This window comes from Pseudomonas sp. JAI115 (assembly GCF_014200835.1).
Taxonomy (GTDB): Bacteria; Pseudomonadota; Gammaproteobacteria; order Pseudomonadales; family Pseudomonadaceae; genus Aquipseudomonas; species Aquipseudomonas putida_A.
Window position 1 is genome coordinate 93553 of record NZ_JACHCY010000008.1, and the last position, 21016, is coordinate 114568.

Annotated in this window: 19 protein-coding genes; 10 read left to right on the forward strand and 9 right to left on the reverse strand. The window is 60.5% G+C overall.

All coding sequences use genetic code 11. The features are described from left to right. Positions 1 to 408 precede the first annotated feature (408 nt). Entirely contained in the window at positions 409 to 3303 is a 2895-nt protein-coding gene (locus tag HDC30_RS18880; RefSeq protein ID WP_183784358.1) for a ribonucleoside-diphosphate reductase subunit alpha, read from the reverse strand. Between the two features lie 855 nt (positions 3304 to 4158). Between HDC30_RS18880 and HDC30_RS18885 the strand changes: the two genes are divergently transcribed. Beyond that, positions 4159 to 4881 carry a response regulator gene (locus tag HDC30_RS18885; protein ID WP_098965100.1) on the forward strand — a complete coding sequence of 241 codons (723 nt, stop codon included), beginning with the start codon at positions 4159 to 4161 and terminating at the stop codon, positions 4879 to 4881. After that, entirely contained in the window at positions 4878 to 6488 is a 1611-nt protein-coding gene (locus HDC30_RS18890) for an ATP-binding protein (RefSeq protein ID WP_183784360.1), read from the forward strand. Before HDC30_RS18885 ends, HDC30_RS18890 begins: the two co-directional genes overlap by 4 nt. Positions 6489 to 6630: 142 nt before the next feature. Here the strand turns inward: HDC30_RS18890 and HDC30_RS18895 are convergent, their stop codons facing one another. Both HDC30_RS18895 and HDC30_RS18900 read right to left on the reverse strand, forming a co-directional pair. Then, a complete protein-coding gene (locus HDC30_RS18895) occupies positions 6631 to 7356 on the reverse strand; it encodes a 4'-phosphopantetheinyl transferase (RefSeq protein WP_221303454.1) in 726 nt (241 codons plus the stop codon). 139 nt (positions 7357 to 7495) lie between these two features. Beyond that, on the reverse strand, positions 7496 to 8287 hold the full coding sequence (locus tag HDC30_RS18900; protein ID WP_183784364.1) for a dienelactone hydrolase family protein: 792 nt from the start codon (positions 8285 to 8287) through the stop codon (positions 7496 to 7498). Between the two features lie 141 nt (positions 8288 to 8428). Between HDC30_RS18900 and HDC30_RS18905 the strand changes: the two genes are divergently transcribed. From HDC30_RS18905 to HDC30_RS18915, 3 genes are all read left to right on the forward strand, one after another. Further along, positions 8429 to 9034 carry a membrane protein gene (locus HDC30_RS18905; RefSeq protein ID WP_027612287.1) on the forward strand — a complete coding sequence of 202 codons (606 nt, stop codon included), beginning with the start codon at positions 8429 to 8431 and terminating at the stop codon, positions 9032 to 9034. A gap of 151 nt (positions 9035 to 9185) precedes the next feature. Further along, positions 9186 to 9863, forward strand: coding sequence for a response regulator transcription factor (locus HDC30_RS18910; protein WP_027612288.1), 678 nt, complete (start codon positions 9186 to 9188; stop codon positions 9861 to 9863). Then, a complete protein-coding gene (locus tag HDC30_RS18915; protein WP_027612289.1) occupies positions 9860 to 11206 on the forward strand; it encodes an ATP-binding protein in 1347 nt (448 codons plus the stop codon). Before HDC30_RS18910 ends, HDC30_RS18915 begins: the two co-directional genes overlap by 4 nt. A gap of 103 nt (positions 11207 to 11309) precedes the next feature. Here HDC30_RS18915 and HDC30_RS18920 read toward each other — a convergent pair whose 3' ends face one another. Further along, positions 11310 to 12308, reverse strand: a complete 999-nt coding sequence (locus HDC30_RS18920) for an AraC family transcriptional regulator (RefSeq protein ID WP_183784366.1) — start codon at positions 12306 to 12308, stop codon at positions 11310 to 11312. Positions 12309 to 12658: 350 nt separating this feature from the next. On the opposite strand from HDC30_RS18920, the gene HDC30_RS18925 reads away from it, so the two are divergent. Next, positions 12659 to 13993 carry a dicarboxylate/amino acid:cation symporter gene (locus HDC30_RS18925; RefSeq protein WP_027612291.1) on the forward strand — a complete coding sequence of 445 codons (1335 nt, stop codon included), beginning with the start codon at positions 12659 to 12661 and terminating at the stop codon, positions 13991 to 13993. Positions 13994 to 14249: 256 nt separating this feature from the next. Beyond that, positions 14250 to 15431 carry a CaiB/BaiF CoA-transferase family protein gene (locus HDC30_RS18930; RefSeq protein ID WP_183784368.1) on the forward strand — a complete coding sequence of 394 codons (1182 nt, stop codon included), beginning with the start codon at positions 14250 to 14252 and terminating at the stop codon, positions 15429 to 15431. A 111-nt stretch (positions 15432 to 15542) separates the two neighbouring features. Here HDC30_RS18930 and HDC30_RS18935 read toward each other — a convergent pair whose 3' ends face one another. Both HDC30_RS18935 and HDC30_RS18940 read right to left on the reverse strand, forming a co-directional pair. Next, positions 15543 to 16037: a SprT family zinc-dependent metalloprotease gene (locus tag HDC30_RS18935; RefSeq protein WP_003227192.1), complete on the reverse strand. Its 495-nt coding sequence runs from the start codon at positions 16035 to 16037 to the stop codon at positions 15543 to 15545. Positions 16038 to 16185: 148 nt separating this feature from the next. Further along, positions 16186 to 16788, reverse strand: coding sequence for a Yip1 family protein (locus tag HDC30_RS18940; protein ID WP_007917515.1), 603 nt, complete (start codon positions 16786 to 16788; stop codon positions 16186 to 16188). Between the two features lie 444 nt (positions 16789 to 17232). Here HDC30_RS18940 and ttcA point away from each other — a divergent pair, with 444 nt between their 5' ends. Together ttcA and HDC30_RS18950 are read left to right on the forward strand one after the other, a co-directional pair. Beyond that, on the forward strand, positions 17233 to 18057 hold the full coding sequence (gene ttcA, locus HDC30_RS18945; protein ID WP_183784370.1) for a tRNA 2-thiocytidine(32) synthetase TtcA: 825 nt from the start codon (positions 17233 to 17235) through the stop codon (positions 18055 to 18057). 167 nt (positions 18058 to 18224) lie between these two features. Further along, positions 18225 to 18899 carry a DNA-3-methyladenine glycosylase I gene (locus tag HDC30_RS18950; RefSeq protein ID WP_183784372.1) on the forward strand — a complete coding sequence of 225 codons (675 nt, stop codon included), beginning with the start codon at positions 18225 to 18227 and terminating at the stop codon, positions 18897 to 18899. A 90-nt stretch (positions 18900 to 18989) separates the two neighbouring features. Here HDC30_RS18950 and HDC30_RS18955 read toward each other — a convergent pair whose 3' ends face one another. The 3 genes from HDC30_RS18955 to arsC are packed head-to-tail and all read right to left on the reverse strand — an operon-like array spanning position 18990 to position 20364. Further along, a complete protein-coding gene (locus HDC30_RS18955; RefSeq protein WP_135296356.1) occupies positions 18990 to 19415 on the reverse strand; it encodes a DUF2069 domain-containing protein in 426 nt (141 codons plus the stop codon). 2 nt (positions 19416 to 19417) lie between these two features. Then, positions 19418 to 20014, reverse strand: a complete 597-nt coding sequence (wrbA, locus tag HDC30_RS18960; RefSeq protein WP_115989123.1) for an NAD(P)H:quinone oxidoreductase — start codon at positions 20012 to 20014, stop codon at positions 19418 to 19420. Continuing rightward, positions 20011 to 20364: an arsenate reductase (glutaredoxin) gene (arsC, locus tag HDC30_RS18965; protein WP_096796798.1), complete on the reverse strand. Its 354-nt coding sequence runs from the start codon at positions 20362 to 20364 to the stop codon at positions 20011 to 20013. Before arsC ends, wrbA begins: the two co-directional genes overlap by 4 nt. A gap of 114 nt (positions 20365 to 20478) precedes the next feature. On the opposite strand from arsC, the gene HDC30_RS18970 reads away from it, so the two are divergent. Continuing rightward, entirely contained in the window at positions 20479 to 20946 is a 468-nt protein-coding gene (locus HDC30_RS18970; RefSeq protein ID WP_096796797.1) for a TlpA disulfide reductase family protein, read from the forward strand. The last annotated feature ends 70 nt before the right edge of the window (positions 20947 to 21016 follow it).

The following is a 21016-nucleotide window of genomic DNA, read 5'->3' on the forward strand; positions in this document are numbered from 1 at the left end:
CCGTTTGAGACGTTTATTTGAAATGGAGATCGTTATGTCGCTGCGTATGGGTTTTGGTCTGACTTTGGCCGCAAGTTTGCTGTTGGGTGCAGTCGTTGTTCAAGCTGCACCGGCTTCCTGGTGGCTTTATCAGTCGGCTTCGACCGGCCGTACTATGTGCAGCAACGTTCCACAAGCCAGTGGCTGGGTTCGTGTTGCCGGTCCTTACAATAACGGCGGCTGCCGATAGTAAGCACCAATAAGGAGGCTCCTTCTGTGAAGGGGCCTTTTTTGTATCGGCTGAACCCTGTTCATTAGAGCCTTGGTGTTTGGCAGACAAAAGAAAACCCCCGACAAACCAGAAGTCTGTCGGGGGTTTTCTTTTGCCTGGAAGCATCAGGCGTCTCGCGACGCCTGACCCGGCTCAGCTTATTGGCAAGCTTCGCAATCCGGCTCGTCGATCGCGCAAGCCTTTGGCACTGGCGCTGGGCCGGCCGGAGCTGCCAGAACCGAATCGTCGCCGTGGTTGCCGCCGCTGGAAACAGCGTTCAGCTTGCCGGTGTTGATGGTCGACTTCTCGGTGCTGGTCGCGGCCAGGGCACGGAGGTAGTAGGTGGTTTTCAGGCCACGGTACCAGGCCATGCGGTAGGTCACGTCGAGCTTCTTGCCCGATGCGCCGGCGATGTACAGGTTCAGCGACTGGGCCTGGTCGATCCACTTCTGACGACGGCTGGCGGCGTCAACGATCCACTTGGTGTCCACTTCGAACGCGGTCGCGTAGAGCTCTTTGAGTTCTTGCGGGATGCGCTCGATCTGCTGAACCGAACCGTCGTAGTACTTCAGGTCGTTGATCATGACCGAGTCCCACAGACCGCGCGCCTTGAGGTCGCGAACCAGGTACGGGTTGATCACGGTGAATTCGCCCGACAGGTTCGATTTCACATACAGGTTCTGGTAGGTCGGTTCGATCGACTGCGATACGCCGGTGATGTTGGCGATGGTCGCGGTCGGTGCGATGGCCATGATGTTGGAGTTACGAATGCCTTTCTGTACACGGGCGCGAACCGGTGCCCAGTCCAGGGTTTCGTTCAGGTCAACGTCGATGTACTTCTGACCGCGTTGTTCGATCAGGATCTGTTGCGAATCCAGGGGCAGGATGCCTTTGGACCACAGCGAACCGTTGAAGGTCTCGTACGCGCCGCGCTCGTCTGCCAGGTCGCAGGACGCCTGGATCGCGTAGTAGCTGACCGCTTCCATCGACTTGTCGGCGAACTCGACGGCAGCGTCGGAACCGTAAGGGATGTGCTGCAGGTACAAAGCGTCCTGGAAGCCCATGATGCCCAGACCGACCGGACGGTGGCGGAAGTTGGAGTTCTTCGCTTGCGGCACCGAGTAGTAGTTGATGTCGATCACGTTGTCGAGCATGCGCACGGCGGTGTTCACGGTGCGTTGCAGCTTGGCGGTGTCCAGCTTGCCGTCGACGATGTGGTTCGGCAGGTTGATCGAGCCCAGGTTGCAAACGGCGATCTCGTCCTTGTTGGTGTTCAAGGTGATCTCGGTGCACAGGTTCGAGCTGTGAACCACGCCGACGTGCTGCTGCGGGCTACGCAGGTTGCACGGGTCTTTGAAAGTCAGCCATGGGTGGCCGGTTTCGAACAGCATGGAGAGCATTTTGCGCCACAGGTCTTTGGCCTGGATGGTCTTGAACAGCTTGACCTTGCCCGGGTACTCGGTCAGGGCTTCGTAGTACTCGTAGCGCTCTTCGAAGGCTTTACCGGTCAGGTCGTGCAGGTCCGGAACTTCGGAAGGCGAGAACAGGGTCCACTTGCCGTCATCGAAGACACGCTTCATGAACAGGTCAGGGATCCAGTTGGCGGTGTTCATGTCGTGGGTACGACGACGATCATCACCGGTGTTCTTGCGCAGTTCGATGAACTCTTCGATGTCCATGTGCCAGGTTTCCAGGTAGGCACACACAGCGCCTTTGCGCTTGCCACCCTGGTTAACGGCTACAGCGGTGTCGTTCACCACTTTCAGGAACGGAACCACGCCTTGCGACTTGCCGTTGGTGCCTTTGATGTACGAACCCAGGGCGCGCACAGGGGTCCAGTCGTTGCCCAGGCCGCCAGCGAATTTCGACAACATGGCGTTGTCGTGGATCGCGTGGTAGATGCCCGACAGGTCGTCCGGAACGGTGGTCAGGTAGCAGCTCGACAGCTGTGGACGCAGGGTGCCGGCGTTGAACAGGGTCGGAGTCGAAGCCATGTAGTCGAACGAGGACAGCAGGTTGTAGAACTCGATCGCACGGTCTTCTTTCTGCTTCTCTTCGATCGCCAGGCCCATGGCCACGCGCATGAAGAAGATCTGCGGCAGTTCGAAACGCACGCCATCCTTGTGGATGAAGTAACGGTCGTACAGGGTCTGCAGGCCCAGGTAGGTGAATTGCTGATCGCGCTCGTGGTTGATCGCCTTGCCCAGTTTTTCCAGGTCGAAGGAGGCCAGCACAGGGTTCAGCAGTTCGAACTCGATACCTTTGGCGATGTAAGCCGGCAGCGCCTTGGCGTACAGGTCGGCCATTTCGTGGTGAGTGGCGCTTTCGGCCACACCCAGGAAGCCCAGGCCTTCGGCACGCAGGGTATCCATCAGCAGGCGGGCGGTGACGAACGAGTAGTTCGGCTCACGTTCAACCAGAGTACGCGCGGTCATCACCAGTGCGGTGTTGACGTCGTTCAGGGCCACGCCGTCGTACAGGTTTTTCAGGGTTTCGCGCTGGATCAGATCGCCATCGACTTCAGCCAGGCCTTCGCAGGCTTCGGTGACGATGGTGTTCAGGCGGCCCATGTCCAGCGGCGCGAGGCTGCCGTCGGCGCGGGTGATGCGGATCGACGGGTGTGCGTTGACAGCCGCTTCTACCGGAGCGTGGGCAGCGCGTTCTTTCGAACGGCCGTCACGGTAGATCACGTAGTCGCGAGCGACTTTCTGCTCGCCGGCACGCATCAGGGCCAGTTCGACCTGGTCCTGGATTTCTTCGATGTGGATGGTGCCGCCCGACGGCATGCGACGCTTGAAGGTCGCGGTGACCTGTTCGGTCAGGCGGGCAACGGTGTCGTGGATTCGCGACGAAGCGGCAGCGGTGCCGCCCTCAACTGCGAGAAACGCTTTGGTGATAGCGACGGTGATCTTGTCATCGGTGTAAGGAACGACAGTGCCATTGCGCTTGATCACGCGCAGTTGACCAGGCGCGGTGGCGGCCAGATCCGAATTCGAATCGGCGGCCTGCGGCAAGGTGCCCTGCGGGTTCTCGCGAGTTGTGTCGGTTTGCATGGGGGGTGATCTCCACATTCTCTATGTTTGTTTGGGCACCATCATGGTGCTCACCGTTCTGGTCCGAAGCACTACAACCGACGGGCGTCGGGCATAACAACTTCGGACCAGTAGGAAAAAGGCTAATGACGCCGCATCCTTGCCGAAGTTTTTGGCTGCGAGCCAGGGCTCGAGCCGGATTCCTTCCCGGATGACAGTAATGACTGCAACACCCGTACCGTTCCGGTCGTTTCCAACCTGAAAAACGGCGCCATCCGCAAGTGCGGTTTGGGCTTTGAAAAACTTGCTTGGTTCAACCGGAAACTGGCAATAAGCGCTTGAGTTTCAGGTCCGAAATGTGGTTGGGCGTTTGAGCGGAAAACCCTATATGTAGGGTCTCTCCTCGCGCCGTGCTACAAGATAATGCGTTTCGAGAGGGCTTGCAACGTACTAGCTGTGGATAAACCTGTGCGTAAATTGTGTAAGAAACCAGGAATTCCCGTGTAGGCCGCGAACCTGCTGAGCTAGACCGTTTGTCACTGTTTTTCACTTGGGAAAAACGCTTCAGCGGATTTTTAAGGGCGCGAACCCTATCACAAAAAACCGCCTTGTCCGAACGCATTTGCCGACTTGTGTTCTGGCTGTACGCCGTTTATACAATCGGGCGGTGTTTACCCATTCTTATCCTCCCGAAAGATGACAAAAAGACGGGAGAATCTACAACTGTGGGAGCGAGCCTGCTCGCGAAAGCGTTGGATCAGCCAACATTGATGCTGAACCTGCCGACGCATTCGCGAGCAGGCTCGCTCCCACATGGATTGTGCTGCGTCGCACGGTTCTTCCTTTATTAATAAAAACAGCAAGCAGAGGTCACCGGTGGAGCAAGAAGCCTGGCAGGTATTGATAGTCGAGGATGACCAGCGTCTGGCCGAACTCACCCGCGAATACCTGCAAGCCAATGGATTGCGCGTGGAGATCGAAGGCAACGGCGCGCTGGCGGCGGCGCGGATCATCAAGGAGCAGCCGGATCTGGTGATCCTCGACCTGATGCTGCCCGGCGAAGACGGCCTGAGCATTTGCCGCAAGGTGCGCGACCGTTACGACGGGCCGATCCTGATGCTCACCGCGCGCACTGACGACGCTGACCAGATTCAGGGTCTCGACCTAGGCGCTGACGATTACGTGTGCAAACCGGTGCGTCCACGGCTGTTGCTCGCGCGCATTCAGGCCTTGCTGCGACGCAGTGACAGCGCCGAACCGATCGCGGAAAAAAGCCGTCGCCTGCAATTCGGCCCGCTGGTGGTGGACAACGCCTTGCGCGAAGCCTGGCTCAGCGACAGCGGCATCGAACTGACCAGTGCCGAATTCGACCTGCTCTGGCTGTTGGTGTCGAACGCCGGGCGAATCCTCTCTCGCGAAGAAATCTTCACTGCGCTGCGCGGCATCGGCTATGACGGCCAGGATCGCTCGATCGATGTGCGCATCTCGCGCATCCGCCCGAAAATCGGTGATGACCCCGACCATCCGCGGCTGATCAAGACCATCCGCAGCAAAGGCTATCTGTTCGTCCCTGAAGCGTGTGTGGATCTGGCGCTGTGAACTCGATCTTCCTGCGCATCTATGGCGGCATGTGCGCGGCGCTGATTCTGGTGGCGGTGCTCGGTGTGCTGGCACTGCACCTGCTCAATCAGGTGCGCAGCGAGCAATACCGCGAGCGCCTGGCCCACGGCACGTTCTCGCTGATGGCCGACAACCTGCAACCGATGAACGAAACCGAGCGCCATCGGGCGTTGTTGGTCTGGGAGCGTCTGCTGGGGATTCCGCTGGCGCTGAAGAAGTTTTCCGAGACCGATCTGGATCTCTCTCAGCGCGCCCGGGTGCAGCGCGGTCAGGCCTTGGTGGAGCAGACCGGCCCGCATGCGGCGCGAGTCTATCGGCTGGTCAGCGACAAGGAACAGCTGCTGCTGACCGGTGACGTACAACAGATCAGCGAGCAATTGGCCCGCGCGACTATTTATCTGTTGGCCGATGAACTGGTACGGGTGCCGGTCGGCGAACAGCCCAAACGACTGGCGCAGTTAAAGGAAGAGAAAGGCTTCGGTTTTGATCTGCGGCTGGTCACGGTCAACGAGGCCGACATGGACGAAGACCAGAGCCGTCGCGTGTCCGAGGGCGATACGGTGATGGCGCTTGGCAAGGGCGGGGATTCGATCCGGGTGTTTGCCGGCATGGTCGGCACGCCGTGGGTGCTGGAGATCGGCCCGCTGTATCAGATGAATCCATATCCGCCGCAATGGCTGGTGTTGATCGCTGCCTTGGGCCTGAGCCTGATCGGTCTGATCGTTTATCTGTTGGTGCGTCAGCTCGAGCGGCGTCTGCGCGGTCTCGAAGCCGCAGCCACACGCATCGCCAAAGGCAGCCTGGAAACCCGCGTGCCGGCCCGCGGAGCTGACTCGGTCGGGCGACTGGCAGCAGCGTTCAACGGCATGGCCGAGCACTTGCAGCAGTTGCTGGCGATCCAGCGCGAGCTGGTGCGCGCGGTGTCCCACGAACTACGAACGCCAGTGGCGCGCCTGCGCTTCGGTCTGGAGATGATCGGCTCGGCCACCACCCCGCAGGCGCTGGAGAAGTACCGCGAGGGCATGGATCACGACATCGAGGATCTCGATAAGCTGGTGGACGAAATGCTCACTTACGCGCGGCTGGAGCAGGGTTCGCCAGCGCTGACCTTTCAACGCATCGACCTCGATGCGCTGGTCAATCAGGTGATCGAAGAACTGGCGCCGTTGCGTGCCGAGGTCACGGTGCAGCGCGGGTTGTGCCTGTCAGCGGCGGACAACGATGGCGCCTGGGTCGAAGCCGAGCCGCGCTTCCTGCATCGGGCGTTGCAGAATCTGGTGAGCAACGCGATGCGCCATGCACGCTCTAACGTCACGGTGAGTTATCAGGTCGGGCAGTTGCGCTGCCGGGTCGATGTCGAGGATGACGGGCCGGGCGTACCGGAGTCGGCGTGGGAGCGGATCTTCACGCCGTTCCTGCGTCTGGATGACAGCCGCACCCGGGCCTCTGGTGGGCATGGGCTGGGGCTGTCGATTGTCCGGCGGATCATTCACTGGCATGACGGTCGGGCGCTGATCAACAAGAGCAAAAGTCTGGGTGGGGCTTGTTTCAGTCTGAGTTGGCCGAGGAATCAGGAGCGCAGTTGAGTTTTGTGGTGGTTTTGCCAGCCCCAATCGCTGGCAAGCCAGCTCCCACAGTGTCCGTAGTGAGCACAGATTTTGGATGCACTCCTGAAACCTGTGGGAGCTGGCTTGCCAGCGATGAGGCCAGCACCGGCGCTGAAAATCCTCAGGCCGGAATGCTGACCAGACTCAACAACTGCCCATCCTGCACCCCAAATTGCGCCTCCAGCTCGGTGCCATGACGCCAGTCGCCAGACAAGTCAGTCAGCAGACGCAATCGAACCTGACCCTGCTCCGTCCACTCCAGCACCTCGGCGTGCTCGAAGTAGAAACGCTTCTGCACAATCGGGTACAGCGCCTTGAACAGACTCTCTTTCACCGAAAACGTCAGGGTCACCAGTAACGCCAGTTGTTCCCGCGCACCGGCGGCCATGCGCTGCAGCTCCGGCGGCGTCAGAATCTCTCCGGCCAGGCGTTCGGCGCGCTCGGTCTCGAGCAGGTTTTCCAGATCCATGCCCAAGCCGCGCCAGTGCCGCTTGTTGGCGACAATCGCCGCCGCGTGTCCGGTGCTGTGAGTGATCGAGCCGCAGATATGCGCCGGCCACACCGGTGCGCGGTCTTCGCCAATCGCCGGAATCACGCTTGAGCCTTCCAGTTGCTGCAGCGCGGCTCGGGCGCAGATTCGTCCGGCAAGAAACTCGGCCTGCCGTTTGGCCACCGAGCGCTGAATGCTCGGCGGCGGCTCGATGGCGCTGCGCTGGAAGTCATCGCCGAGCAGTTGCTTCGGGTCGAAACGGGTACTGAGCAGCACGGTCTCGGGCAACACGTTGGGCAACGGCCAATGGGCGTCGAGTGGGGTGCAGCAGGCGGGGAGGGTCGGGCTGGAATTCATGGCGGGCATTTTGCCGATTCGCAGGGGCAAGGTCGAGATCGGCGGTGCGGCTTTCGCGAGCAGGCTCGCTCCCACATTTGGAACGCATTCCCATGTGGGAGCGCGCCTGCTCGCGAAGGCCGCGCTGCAATCTATCTGATCAGCCAAAGATTTTCTGGAAGAACGCCTTCATGTCCGCCCAGGATTTTTCATCGGCCGCCTTGTTGTAACCGATATCCGGGCCACCGTGTTCACCATGGCTCAAGCGATCGGCATCCGGATTGGTGAAGCCATGTTTGGCGCCGTCGAGGCTGACGAACTTATAGTCGGCGCCGGCCTTGTCCATTTCAGATTTGAACGCGGTGACGTTGTCCGGGGTGACCATGCTATCCAGCGCACCGTGCTCGACCAGAATCTTCGCCTTCACACTGCCGGGCGTCGCCGGGGTGGTGGTCGCCAGCGCACCGTGGAAACTCACCACGCCCGCCAGCGGCTCGCCCTGACGCGCGGCGTTGAGCACCACGCCACCGCCGAAGCAGTAACCGATGGCGGCGATTTTATTGACGTCGGTCTGCGGCTGCTTTTTCAGCAGGTTCAACCCGGCCTCGAAACGTTTGCTGGAGGCCGCAGCATCCTGGGTCGCGGCCTGCATGAACGCCATCGCATCCTTGGGATGTTCGGTGTTCTTGCCTTCGCCATACATGTCGATCGCCAGCGCGCTGTAGCCCAGTTCGGCGAGGTCGCGGGCGCGACGTTTGGCGTAATCGTTAAGGCCCCACCATTCATGCACCACGACGACTCCCGGGCGTTTGCCCTTGATCGCGTCGTCATAGGCGTAGTAGCCGATCAGCTTGGTGCCGTCGGCACTCTGGTAGGGAATCTCCTGAGTCTTGATCGCGGCGTTGGCCAGACTGCTGGCGGCGAGCAAGACGAGGGCGAGGAACAGGCGCATGGTCGGTCTCCTTATCGAAAGTGGTCAGGACAGCCTAGTCGATTTGATTCAGCGCAGGTTCAGAGAGTGTTCAGGGCAGGTACAGGGGCGGGTCAGTAACCTTGCGCCATACCCAAACAGCACTGTGAAAGAGGAAACGCGATGAATCGTCTAAACAAACTGCTGCTGGCTTTTACCTTGTTGGGCTCCAGCCTTGCGGCACATGCCGATGACACCAGCAACTTCGCCGGCCTGACCTTTGGCCAGACCAGTGACAAGGTTAAAAAATCCCACGCGCTGAACGACAACCTTGGCCACCCTGACGCCAGCGGCGCAATCGACGGCAACAACACCTACGGCGTGCGCCTCGGTCAGCAAAACTCGCAAGGTCGTTACTACGCGACCTACGACAATGTGTCCGGTTCGCACAATGGCATTAAACTGCGCCAGGAAAACCTGCTGGGCAGCTACGATCTGTTCTATCCAGTGGGCGGCAGCACCAAACTGTTCGGTGGTGCAACGGCCGGTTTGACCAAGCTGACTCAGGACTCGCCGGGCTATAGCCGTGACAGCGACATCGGTTACGCCGTCGGTGGCCAGTTCGGTGTGCTGCAACAAGTGGCGCAGAACGTTTCGGTGGAACTCGGTTACCGTTACCTGATGAGCAACGCCAGCACTGAAATGAAAGAAAGCGGTGGCAGCAAGCAAGGCTCGCTGGACTTGACCAGCAGCGCCCAGACTTACCTGTCGGCGAACTACGCTTTCTAAAGCGCGGTTCGTTCTAGACCCTGTGGGAGCGAGCTTGCTCGCGAAAGCGGTCTATCAGTCGACAACAATGTTGGCTGATACATCGCCTTCGCGAGCAAGCCCGCTCCCACAGGTGCGTTGTTGGAGTTTTTGATTTACCCGGGAGAGCGTAATGAAACTGTTGGTCGTCGAAGATGAAGCGCTGTTGCGCCATCACCTGCAAACCCGCCTGACGGAGAGCGGTCACGTGGTCGAGTCCGTGGCCAATGCCGAAGAGGCGCTGTACCAGACCGGGCAGTTCAACTTCGATCTGGCGGTGATTGACCTCGGGCTGCCGGGCATGGGCGGTCTGGACCTGATCCGGCAGTTGCGCTCGAGCGGCAAGACCTTTCCGATCCTGATCCTCACCGCGCGCGGCAATTGGCAGGACAAGGTCGAAGGCCTCGCCGCCGGTGCCGACGACTACGTGGTCAAGCCGTTCCAGTTCGAGGAACTCGACGCGCGCCTGAATGCCTTGCTGCGTCGCTCCAGCGGCTTCACCCAGTCGACCATCGTCGCCGGGCCGTTGTTGCTTGATCTCAATCGCAAGCAGGCGTCGCTGGATGAAGAGCCGCTGGCACTGACCGCCTACGAATACCGCATCCTCGAATACCTGATGCGCCACCACCAGCAAGTGGTGCCCAAGGATCGCCTGATGGAACAGCTCTATCCGGATGATGACGAGCGTGATCCGAACGTGATCGAAGTGCTGGTCGGCCGTCTGCGCCGCAAGCTCGAAGGACCGGGCGGGTTCAAGCCGATCGACACCGTGCGCGGTCTTGGCTACCTGTTCAATGAGCGCTGCACTTGATTCGTTCTCTTCGCGTTCGCTTGATGCTCGCCGCCACCACGTTGGCGGTGTTGTTCATGCTCGGCTTGCTGCCGGCCATGCAGGGCGCGTTCAGCCTGGCGCTGCAGGACTCGATCGAGCAGCGCCTGGCCTCGGACGTCACCACGCTGATCTCGGCGGCACGCGTCGACAGCGGCCATCTGGTGATGCCGGCGCAGCTGCCGGATGAGCGTTTCAATCTCACCGACAACCGCCTGCTCGGCTACATCTACGACCGCGAAGGCAAACTGGTCTGGCGCTCGAAAGGCACGCAGGAAGAGCAGATCAACTACAAGCCGCGTTACGACGGTATGGGCAATGAGTTCGCACGGATCCGCGAGAGCAATGGCCAGGAGTTCTTCGTCTACGACGTCGAAGTCAAACTGCTCGGCGGTAAAAGTGCCGCGTTCAGCATCGTCGCTCTGCAACCGGTGCGTGAGTACGAAAACACCCTCGAAGGCCTGCGCGAAAATCTCTACCTGGGCTTCGGCGCCGCATTGCTGGTGCTGCTGGCGCTGTTATGGATCGGCCTGACCTGGGGCCTCAAGGCGTTGCGCCGGCTGAGTCAGGAACTCGACGAGATCGAAAGCGGCACTCGTGAAAGCCTCACCGAACAGCACCCGCGCGAACTGCTGCGCCTGACCGGCTCGCTCAACCGTTTGCTGCACAGTGAGCGCCAGCAGCGCAGCCGCTACCGTGACTCCCTCGATGATCTGGCGCACAGCCTGAAAACCCCGTTGGCGGTACTGCAAGGGGTCAGTGAAGACATGGCCCAACGCCCGGAAGATCGCGATCAGGCCTGGGTGCTGCAAACCCAGATCGAGCGCATGAGTCAGCAGATCAGCTATCAACTGCAGCGCGCCAGCCTGCGCAAGAGCGGCTTGGTGCGCCATCAGGTGCGGCTGCAACCGGTGCTCAAAAGCCTGTGCGACACGCTGGACAAGGTCTACCGCGACAAACACGTGCGGGTGGCGTTTGATCTGCCGGAGCACTGCTACGTGCCGATCGAACAGGGCGCGCTGTTGGAGATGATGGGCAACCTGCTGGAAAACGCCTATCGCCTGTGCCTGGGCGAAGTGCGCATCAGCGTGCGCGAGACCCTCGCCGGCATCGAGTTGTGCATCGAAGACGACGGCCCCGGTGTGCCGCCGAATCAGCGCGCGCGGATCCTCGAGCGCGGCGAACGTCTGGATCGCCAGCATCCGGGGCAGGGCATCGGGCTGGCGGTGGTCAAGGACATCATCGAAAGCTACAACGCCAAGCTGATGCTCGGGGATTCGCCGATGGGCGGGGCGGCGTTCAGGATTCAGTTTCCTGCGGTTTAGTCGCAGGCCTTGCCGGCCTCTTCGCGAGCAGGCTCGCTCCCACAGAGGGTTCAATGTGGGAGCGAGCCTGCTCGCGAAGGCGCCAGTCAGTTCACCGCAGGTCTTACTGCTCCTGCGCCCGATAAGCCCCCGGTGTCAGCCCGGTCCATTTCTTGAACGCCCGATGAAACGCCGACGGCTCGGAAAACCCCAACTGCTCGGCAATCTGTTGCAACGACAGATCCGCCCGTCCCAGATGATAGATCGCGATGTCGCGGCGCAACTGATCCTTCAATTCCTGAAAACTGCTGCCTTCCTCACGCAAATGCCGACGCAGGGTTTGCGGGCTGATGTGCAGCTGCGCGGCCACGGCTTCGAGGTCCGGCCAGTGCGCACTGTCGCGGCTGAGCAAGCGGCGCAGGCGACTGCTGAGGCTGTCGCCGTCGTCCGGGCGCGACAGCAGGTCGGCGGGTGAGCGTTCGAGAAAGTGCTTGAGGGTGCGTTCGTCCTGCAACAGCGGCATGTGCAGATAGCGACTGTGAAACAGCAGGCTGCTCTGCTGGGCGCAAAACACCAAAGGGCAGGGGAATAGCAGGTCGTACTCGGCACCGTGCGCCGGTTTCGGATAACTGAAGGTGGCCTGCTTCAGACGAATCCGCTGGCCAATCAGCCAATTGCCGAGGCGATGCCAGATCACCAGCAGGCTCTCGCTGAGAAAGTGATCCGGGTCCCATAACTGCGAGTCATCAAGGCTCAGGCGCACCCATTCGTCTTCGCGGCTCAGGCTCAGACGCGGAGCCTCGGGGAATAGGCTATAAAACAATAAACCGCGTTGCAGTGCCTTCTCCAGATTGCGGCAGTGGATCAGCGCGTGGCACATCATCGCGAAGCTGCCGGGCTTGCTCGGCGCGTTGCCAAAGCCCAGGTATTCGTCATCCAGCGCCAGCCACAGACTCTGGATCAACTGGGTGAATTGCTCCGGGGCGATGCGCGCCCGAGGTTCATCGAGCAACTCGGGGCTGATCCCAAGTTGCTGAAGCAGCGGCGCATAGTCGAACCCCGAACGGCGTGCGCCACCGAGGGCGGCACGGGCGAAATGACTGGCGATGGTACGTTCGCGCATAAGCGGCAGATCCTTCCTCAAGCGCCGGATGGTAGCCGGGGCATGCGCAGGGCAACAAGGCGGATTTCCGCCAAATTGTAGGACGAGATCCGCTGACTTGGCGGAAATCCGCCACACTGGCGTCACCGGGCAGTGACAAAAAATACTCTGCATCCCCTGATATCAAAAGGCTTGCAGCGAATTGCACCAAAGTGGCACGGCGTTTGCGATAAGAGCGACAGAAGTGTGCGTCTATCCCGCGGGAATAGCGCCGCTCCAACAACAAATCCCTCCAGTGCAGGAGGGTTCGCAATTCAGGTTCTGCGCCCAACAGATGGATGTTGCCCGCGGGACGCTTGAGGACACTTGCAATGACGACTCGTCAGCCACTGTACAAATCCCTGTATTTCCAGGTGATCGTCGCGATCATCATCGGTATTGCCCTTGGTCACTACTACCCGCAGTTCGGTGTGGCGGTAAAGCCACTGGGTGACGGATTCATCAAGCTGATCAAAATGATCATCGCCCCGATCATCTTCTGCACCGTGGTCAGCGGCATCGCTGGCATGCAAAGCATGAAGTCGGTCGGCAAGACCGGCGGTTATGCACTCCTGTACTTCGAAATCGTTTCTACCATCGCCCTGCTGGTCGGCCTGATCGTGGTCAACATCGTGCAGCCGGGCAACGGCATGCACATCGACGTCAGCACCCTGGATGCCTCGAAAGTCGCGACCTACGTGCAGCAAGGTGCAGACCAGAGCGTAGTCGGCTTCCTGCTCAACGTGATCCCGACCACCATCGTCGGCGCGTTCGCTACCGGTGACATCCTGCAAGTGCTGATGTTCTCGGTGATCTTCGGTTTCGCCCTGCATCGCCTGGGTGACTACGGCCGCCCGATCCTCGACTTCATCGATCGCTTCGCCCACGTGATGTTCAACATCATCAACATGATCATGAAGCTCGCGCCAATCGGTGCCTTCGGCGCGATGGCGTTCACCATCGGTGCTTACGGTGTCGGTTCGCTGGTGCAGTTGGGTCAACTGATGGCCTGCTTCTACATCACCTGCCTGGCCTTCATCCTGATCGTGCTGGGTGCCATCGCCCGCATGCACGGCTTCAGCGTGCTGAAGATGATCCGCTACATCCGTGAAGAGCTGCTGATCGTACTCGGTACTTCGTCTTCGGAATCGGTACTGCCACGCATGCTGATCAAGATGGAGCGTCTGGGCGCGAAGAAATCCGTCGTGGGTCTGGTGATCCCGACCGGTTACTCGTTCAACCTCGACGGTACTGCGATCTACCTGACCATGGCTGCGGTGTTCATTGCTCAGGCCACCGACACGCACATGGACATCACCCATCAGATCACCCTGCTGGTGGTGTTGCTGCTGTCTTCCAAAGGTGCCGCCGGTGTGACCGGTTCGGGCTTCATCGTGCTGGCCGCCACTCTGTCGGCAGTCGGTCACTTGCCGGTGGCCGGTCTGGCGCTGATCCTCGGTATCGACCGCTTCATGTCCGAAGCCCGCGCCCTGACCAATCTAGTCGGCAACGCCGTCGCGACCATCGTGGTTGCCAAGTGGGTGAAAGAGCTGGACACCGACGTGCTGCAATCCGAGCTGGCTTCGGGCGGTCGCGGTATCGCGGATACCCGTCCGGAAGATGACCTGGGTGTGGCTGAAGGTGCTACTCCGAGCAACGTCAAGTAATCTGAATTGGCTCCAGTGTAATGCTGGAGTCTGAGAGCCCTTGTGGTGAGGGGATTCATCCCCGATGGGTCGCGAAGCGGCCCCTTCTTAGATAGAAGGGGACTGCTGCGCAGTCCATCGGGGATGAATCCCCTCGCTACAGGGGTTTTTTATTGCCTGCGATTTGAGCATTACGGTCACTGTCGCTGATGCATCCGGTGATTGCCGTGTGCGGCAGCGCTGCCTAGGCTGGGTGCATCGCCCAAGGAGATCGCCCATGTCCGCGCCGCTGGCCTCACTGAAGATTCTGGATTTCTCGACCCTGCTGCCAGGGCCATTCGCCTCGCTGTTGCTAGCGGACATGGGCGCCGAAGTGCTGCGCATCGAATCGCCAACGCGCATGGATCTGCTGCGGGTGCTGCCGCCGCATGATCAAGGTGTGTCAGCCAGCCACGCTTACCTCAATCGCAACAAGCGCAGTCTGGCGCTGGACCTCAAACAGCCTGAGGCGCTGGAGGTGGTCAGGCAGTTGCTGGCCGACTACGACATCGTCCTCGAGCAGTTTCGTCCCGGTGTGATGGAGCGTCTGGGCCTGGGGTACGAGGCGCTGAAGGCGATCAACCCGAAGCTGATTTACGTGTCGATCACCGGCTACGGCCAGACCGGGCCGTACAAGGATCGCGCCGGACATGACATCAACTACCTCGCCCTGGCCGGTCTTTCCAGTTACACCGGCCGCGCCGACAGCGGGCCCTTGCCGCTGGGCATGCAGGTGGCGGATGTGGCGGGCGGATCGTTGCACGGGGTGATCGGCCTGCTGGCGGCGGTCATCGCCCGGCAGCAGACCGGGCAGGGCACGCATCTGGACGTGAGCATGACCGATTGCGCCTTCAGCCTGAACGCCATGGCCGGTGCCGGCTATCTGGCCTGTGGCGAGGAACCGCATTGGGAAGAACAGATGCTCAATGGCGGCAGCTTTTACGACTACTACCGCACTCGCGACGGGCGCTGGCTGTCGGTGGGCAGTCTGGAACCGGGGTTCATGCAGCTGCTGTGTCAAGCGCTGGGCCGGCCGGAGCTGGCGGCGCAGGGCTTGTCGCCGAAACCCGAGCAGCAACGGTTATTAAAGGACGCGTTGAAAGTCGAATTCGAGAAGCACGACTTTGCCGAGTTGTGTGAATTGTTCGCCGGAGTCGATGCCTGCGTCGAGCCGGTCTTGAACCTGAGCGAGGCGGTACAACATCCGCAGTTGCAGGCGCGGGAACTGGTGACCCAGGTGCCGCGTGGCGACGGTACGACCCAGGCGCAGATTGCCTGTCCGCTGAAATTCTCCGAAGCGCTGCCGGCGCCGCGGCATGTCGGGGCGGGGTTGGGGCAGCATACTGAGCAGGTGTTGGGGGAGTTGGGGTTTGGTGCTGAGCGGATTGCTCAATTGCGGGCGGCCAAGGTAATTCTCTAGCGTCTGTACCGGCCTCTTCGCGAGCAGGCTCGCTCCCACATTTGAAATGCGTTCCCCTTGTGGGAGCGAGCCTGCTCGCGAAGGGGCCAGTTGGGGCAATACAAAAACCGGCTATTCCACCCGCATCTCACCACTGAACACCAAGGTGTTGCGGCATCTACGGCACAAATACCGTCGCCCTTGGCGCACCAGGCTATGACGCTGCGCCGAAAACGGAAAATCACTGTCGGCGCATGGGCATTTGTAGATGTAGCGGGTCACGCTGCGGCGTTTGATTGCGTAGGTGTGGCAGCGATCCGGCGGCAGCTCGTAAACCCCGCGCATGATCAGTTGCCACTCCTCGCCGTGCGGCTGGATGCGGTCGCCGAACAGTTGATGGGCGATCAGGTGCGCGACTTCGTGGGCCACGGTCTGCTTGAGGAAGTGTTCGGTGTTTTCCCGGTACAGCTGCGGGTTGAAGCGCAGCAGGTTCTCGTGCAGATGCGCGACACCGGCTTTTTGCCCGCGCAGCTTGAGGCTGACGACCGGGCGTTGGAAATGACGTTTGAAAAAGGCTTCAGCGAGTTGGTAACAGTCTTCGACGCGGGTATTGAGTTGCTCGGGCATGCTTGATGGATCTCCAGAGGCGTCGAGTATGCCGCAACGTTCCTGACTTGCGAATCGCTGACCTGCCGAATGGTCATCCGCCAAACGAGAAGGCCGCCTTGCGGCGGCCTGTATTGGCAGATCTTGTTTTTCTCGGGGGTGAAGCTTGTCAGTTGGTATACACCGGCCCCACGCCGAGGCCCCAGACAATCACGGTGAACGCCATGATGGCCACCAGCACCACCAGACCCACCGCCAGCACCGAGCTGGAAAACAGGAAGCCTTCGTCCGACGGAATGTTCATGAACGTCGGCAGCCCCACGTACAGCAAATAAACCGTGTAGCAGATGGCCGCCGTGCCGACGATCATTCCCAGCCACATGTGCGGATACAGCGCCGCCAATCCGCCGACGAACAACGGTGTCGCGGTGTAGGTGGCGAAGGCCACGCAACGGGCCAGACTCGGGTTGGCGTCATAGGTACGGGCCATCCAGTGCACGAACGCGCCCATCACTGCGACCCCGCCGAGCATCGCCAGGTACGACATCACGGTCATCCAGATCGCACTTTCGACGGTGAGCATCACCGGTGCGCGGTTGCCGATCACCCAGCCGACCTGAGTGGTGCCGATAAACGCCGAAACCGCCGGAATCGCCGCCAGGATCAGCGTGTGCGTCAGGTACATGTGGCTGATGCTTTCCTCTTGGTCGCCACGGATTTCCTTCCATTCCTGATCGGGGTGGGTAAAAAGTCCCACTACGTGATGGATCATGCCAGTCACTCCTCTTGTTATTGCCATCGCCCCCCAACGGAGCGCCTAAGGGCCAAAGGTGGCCGAGCAAATTCAGGTCTTCAGATGTGTGCGACCTTATGTCGCAGTATAGAAAGGACTTAACCGCACAGGGACTAGGGGCTTAGAGCAAATCGCGCTGTAAACACGGAGCGTAATCGCGGCAGGGTCTTGCACATTTGAGGCCGGATCACCTCTGTGGCGAGGGAGCTTGCTCCCGCTCGGCTGCGCAGCAGTCGCCAATCCTTCCAGTTTGGTGTGTCAGGAAAATAGCGGCTGCGGGTTTGGAGGCGCTTCGCACCTCAGCGGGAGCAAGCTCCCTCGCCACAGGGGATCGGTTGAAAGGGACAGACCCACGGCCCTTCGCGCTCCCCGGGTTTTTGCGTAAAATGCCCGCCTTTCGTCACACCTCACGGATTTCGCGTCATGGGCACTCTTACGGTCAACCAGAACAAACTGCAAAAGCGCCTGCGCCGCCTGACCGGCGAAGCGGTCGCCGATTTCAACATGATCGAAGACGGCGACAAGGTCATGGTCTGCCTGTCCGGAGGCAAGGACAGCTACACCATGCTCGACGTGCTGCTGCACCTGCAGAAGGTTGCACCGATCAAGTTCGAGATCGTCGCGGTGAACATGGACCAAAAGCAGCCGGGTTTCCCCGAGCACGTACTGCCGGCCTACCTGAAAGAGCTGGGCGTCGAGTACCACATCGTCGAGAAGGACACTTACTCGGTGGTCAAGGAACTGATCCCGGAAGGCAAGACCACTTGCTCGCTGTGCTCGCGCCTGCGTCGCGGCACGTTGTACACCTTCGCCGACGAAATCGGCGCGACCAAAATGGCCCTCGGTCACCACCGTGACGACATCGTCGAGACGTTCTTCCTCAACATGTTCTTCAACGGCACCCTCAAGGCGATGCCGCCGAAGCTGCGCGCCGACGACGGGCGCAACGTGGTGATCCGTCCGCTGGCCTACTGCAACGAGAAAGACATCCAGGCTTACTCGGACTTCAAGGAATTTCCGATCATCCCGTGCAACCTTTGCGGTTCGCAGGAAAACCTGCAGCGTCAGGTGGTCAAGGAAATGCTTCAGGACTGGGAGCGCAAGACTCCGGGCCGAACTGAAAGCATCTTCCGCAGTCTGCAGAACGTGGTGCCGTCGCAACTGGCCGACCGCAACCTGTTCGACTTCACCAGCCTGAAGATTGACGAAACGGCGGCTTCGCGCTTCGTTAACGTCGTCAATCTGTAAGCACAATCATTGTGGGAGTGAGCCCTGTGGTGAGGGGATTTATCCCCGATGGGGCGCGAAGCGCCCCCAGAAAAGCTGGGGCTGCTGCGCAGCCCATCGGGGATGAATCCCCTCACCACAGGGGCCGCTCCCACATTGGTTTTTCGTTTTATTCAATAGGAGAGGGCATGCGCGATTACAAGTGGCTGCACGAATACTGTCTGAACCGCTTCGGTTCGACGGCTGAACTGGAAGCCCATCTGCCCGTTCCCAAGACTCCCGCGCAATTGCGCAAGATCAGCGACGATCGTTACCTCTCGACCATGGCCCTGCGTGTCTTTCGCGCCAGCCTCAAGCACAGCCTGGTGGACGCCAAGTGGCCGGCCTTCGAAGAAGTGTTCTTCAAGTTCGACCCGGAAAAAGTCGTGCTGATGAGCGCTGAACACCTCGAGCGCCTGATGCAGGACGCGCGCATCATCCGCCACCTGGGCAAGCTCAAGAGCGTGCCGCGCAATGCCCAGTTCATCCTCGATGTGGAAAAGGACAAGGGCAGTTTCGGCGCGCTGATCGCCGACTGGCCGGTGACCGATATCGTCGGTCTGTGGACCTACCTGAAAAAGCACGGGAGTCAGTTGGGCGGGCTGTCGGCGCCGCGCTTCCTGCGCATGGTCGGCAAGGACACCTTCGTGCCGAGCTATGACGTGGTCGCCGCGCTGAATGCGCAGAAGATCGTCGACAAGGTGCCGACCAGTCTGCGCGATCTGGCGATTGTGCAGAACGCGTTCAATCAGTGGCATGAGCAGAGTGGCGGGCGGCCGATGAGCCAGATTTCGATGATGCTCGCGTACACCGTCAACCATTAAGACCGCGTCGCCCGATTCGCGAGCAGGCTCGCTCCCACAGAGGGAATACATTTCAAATGTGGGAGCGAGCCTGCTCGCGAAGGTGTCAGATCAGGCGACGCTGATCTCGCCTTCGCCCGCGAGTTTGCGATTCAACTGATACCGCCACCGCACATACAGCAGCGCCGAGCAGAACAGCGCCAGGCTCGCGGCCATCTCCAGCACGCCAAACAGTTGCCGGTTCGGGTCATACGCTGCCAGTGCGCCCTTGATGAAATACAGATTCACCACAAAGCACATCCACGAGTGCGCACGCGCGTTGCCCATCAGCATCCCCGGCGCAAGGATCAGCCACGGGATCAGCTCGACCAGCAGGATCACCCACGGTCGGGCGCCGTGCAGGTCGGCGAACACCAGGTAGTAAGCGGCGAGCAGCCCGGCGAGGCCGAAGAAGCACAACAGGCTGACGATCCGCATCGCCTTGACGCGGGGTTCGAGCCATTCGACGGAGGGCAGGACTTTCGGCTTCTTCGCCACCCTTAGCCCTCCAGTTTTTGCGCGGTCTTGGCCAGGCGTGCGCCGAGTGCGCGACACAGCGCCATTTCGTGTTGATCCAGACCTTTCTTGCCATCGGCCCCGGCATGATGACTGGCGCCATACGGCGTACCGCCGCCCTGGGTTTCCAGCAGCGCCGACTCGCTGTACGGCAGGCCGGTGATCAGCATGCCGTGGTGCAACAGCGGCAGCATCATCGACAGCAGGGTGGTTTCCTGACCGCCGTGCAGGCTGGCGGTGGAGGTGAACACGCCGGCCGGTTTGCCAACCAGCGCGCCGGTCAGCCACAGGTTGCTGGTGCCGTCGAGGAAGTACTTGAGCGGTGCGGCCATGTTGCCGAAACGCGTCGGGCTGCCAAGGGCGAGTCCGGCGCAGTTCTTCAGGTCATCGAGGGTGGCGTAGAGCGCACCGTCTTCCGGGATGTCCGGGGCGACCGCCTCACACTCGCTGGAAATCGCCGGTACGGTACGCAGGCGCGCTTCGAGACCGGCCTGTTCGACACCGCGGGCGATCTGCCGGGCCATCTCGTTGGTCGAGCCGTTGCGGCTGTAATACAGAACCAGAATGTACGGCGCGCTCACGGCAGCAGCTCCAGCACATTTTCCGGCGGACGACCGATCACAGCCTTGTCGCCGACTTCGAGAATCGGTCGTTCCATCAGTTTTGGATGCTGGGCGATGGCGTCGATCAATTGCGCTTCGCTGAGGCTTTCGTCAGCCAGCTGAAGCATTTTGTATTCATCTTCTCCGCTGCGCAGCAACTGACGCGCGCTGATCCCGAGCTTGCCGAGCAGTGCCTTGATTTGCACTGCATTCAGCGGGGTTTCGAGGTAACGCACCACGTTCGGGGTCAGGCCACGGGCCTCAAGTAGTTCGAGCGCGCCGCGGGATTTCGAGCAGCGCGGATTGTGATAAAGCGTCAGATCGGTCATGGCGGGTCGCTTCTGGCGTAAAGTGGCGGCTATTCTAACTGTGCAGCGCGCAATCCAGAACCTTCAGAGGCGATGGGTCGCAGGCGCCTTCAATTTTTGACCAGGGAACATGACATGACACGGCGATTGGCAGCGGCATTGACGATAATCGGGGCGTTGATGCTGGGGGGCTGCGGCAATGACTACGGCATTGACCAGAATGGTCAGAAGGTCGCGTCCGAGCGTCTGGACAAACAATGGGTAGTCATCAATTACTGGGCCGAATGGTGTGGCCCGTGCCGCACGGAAATTCCTGAGCTCAATCATTTGGCTGACGAACTCAAGAGCAAGAACATCGGCGTGTTCGGGGTCAACTTCGACAACGTCCAGGGTGAAGACCTGAAGAGCGCCAGCGAGAAGCTGGGCATCAAGTTCACCGTGCTGGCGCAGGATCCGGCCGACCTGTTCGACCTGCCGCGCAGTGAGGCCTTGCCGGTGACCTACATCATCGACAACAAGGGAAAGGTGCGTGAGCAGTTGATGGGCGAGCAGACGGCGGCGGGGGTGATGGCCAAGCTGGAGGCGTTGCAGGCTACCAAGTAGGGCAAGTGAGGTTTTGTGGTGAGGGGATTTAGCGAAACGTCGCACCGCCCCGATGGGCTGCGCAGCAGCC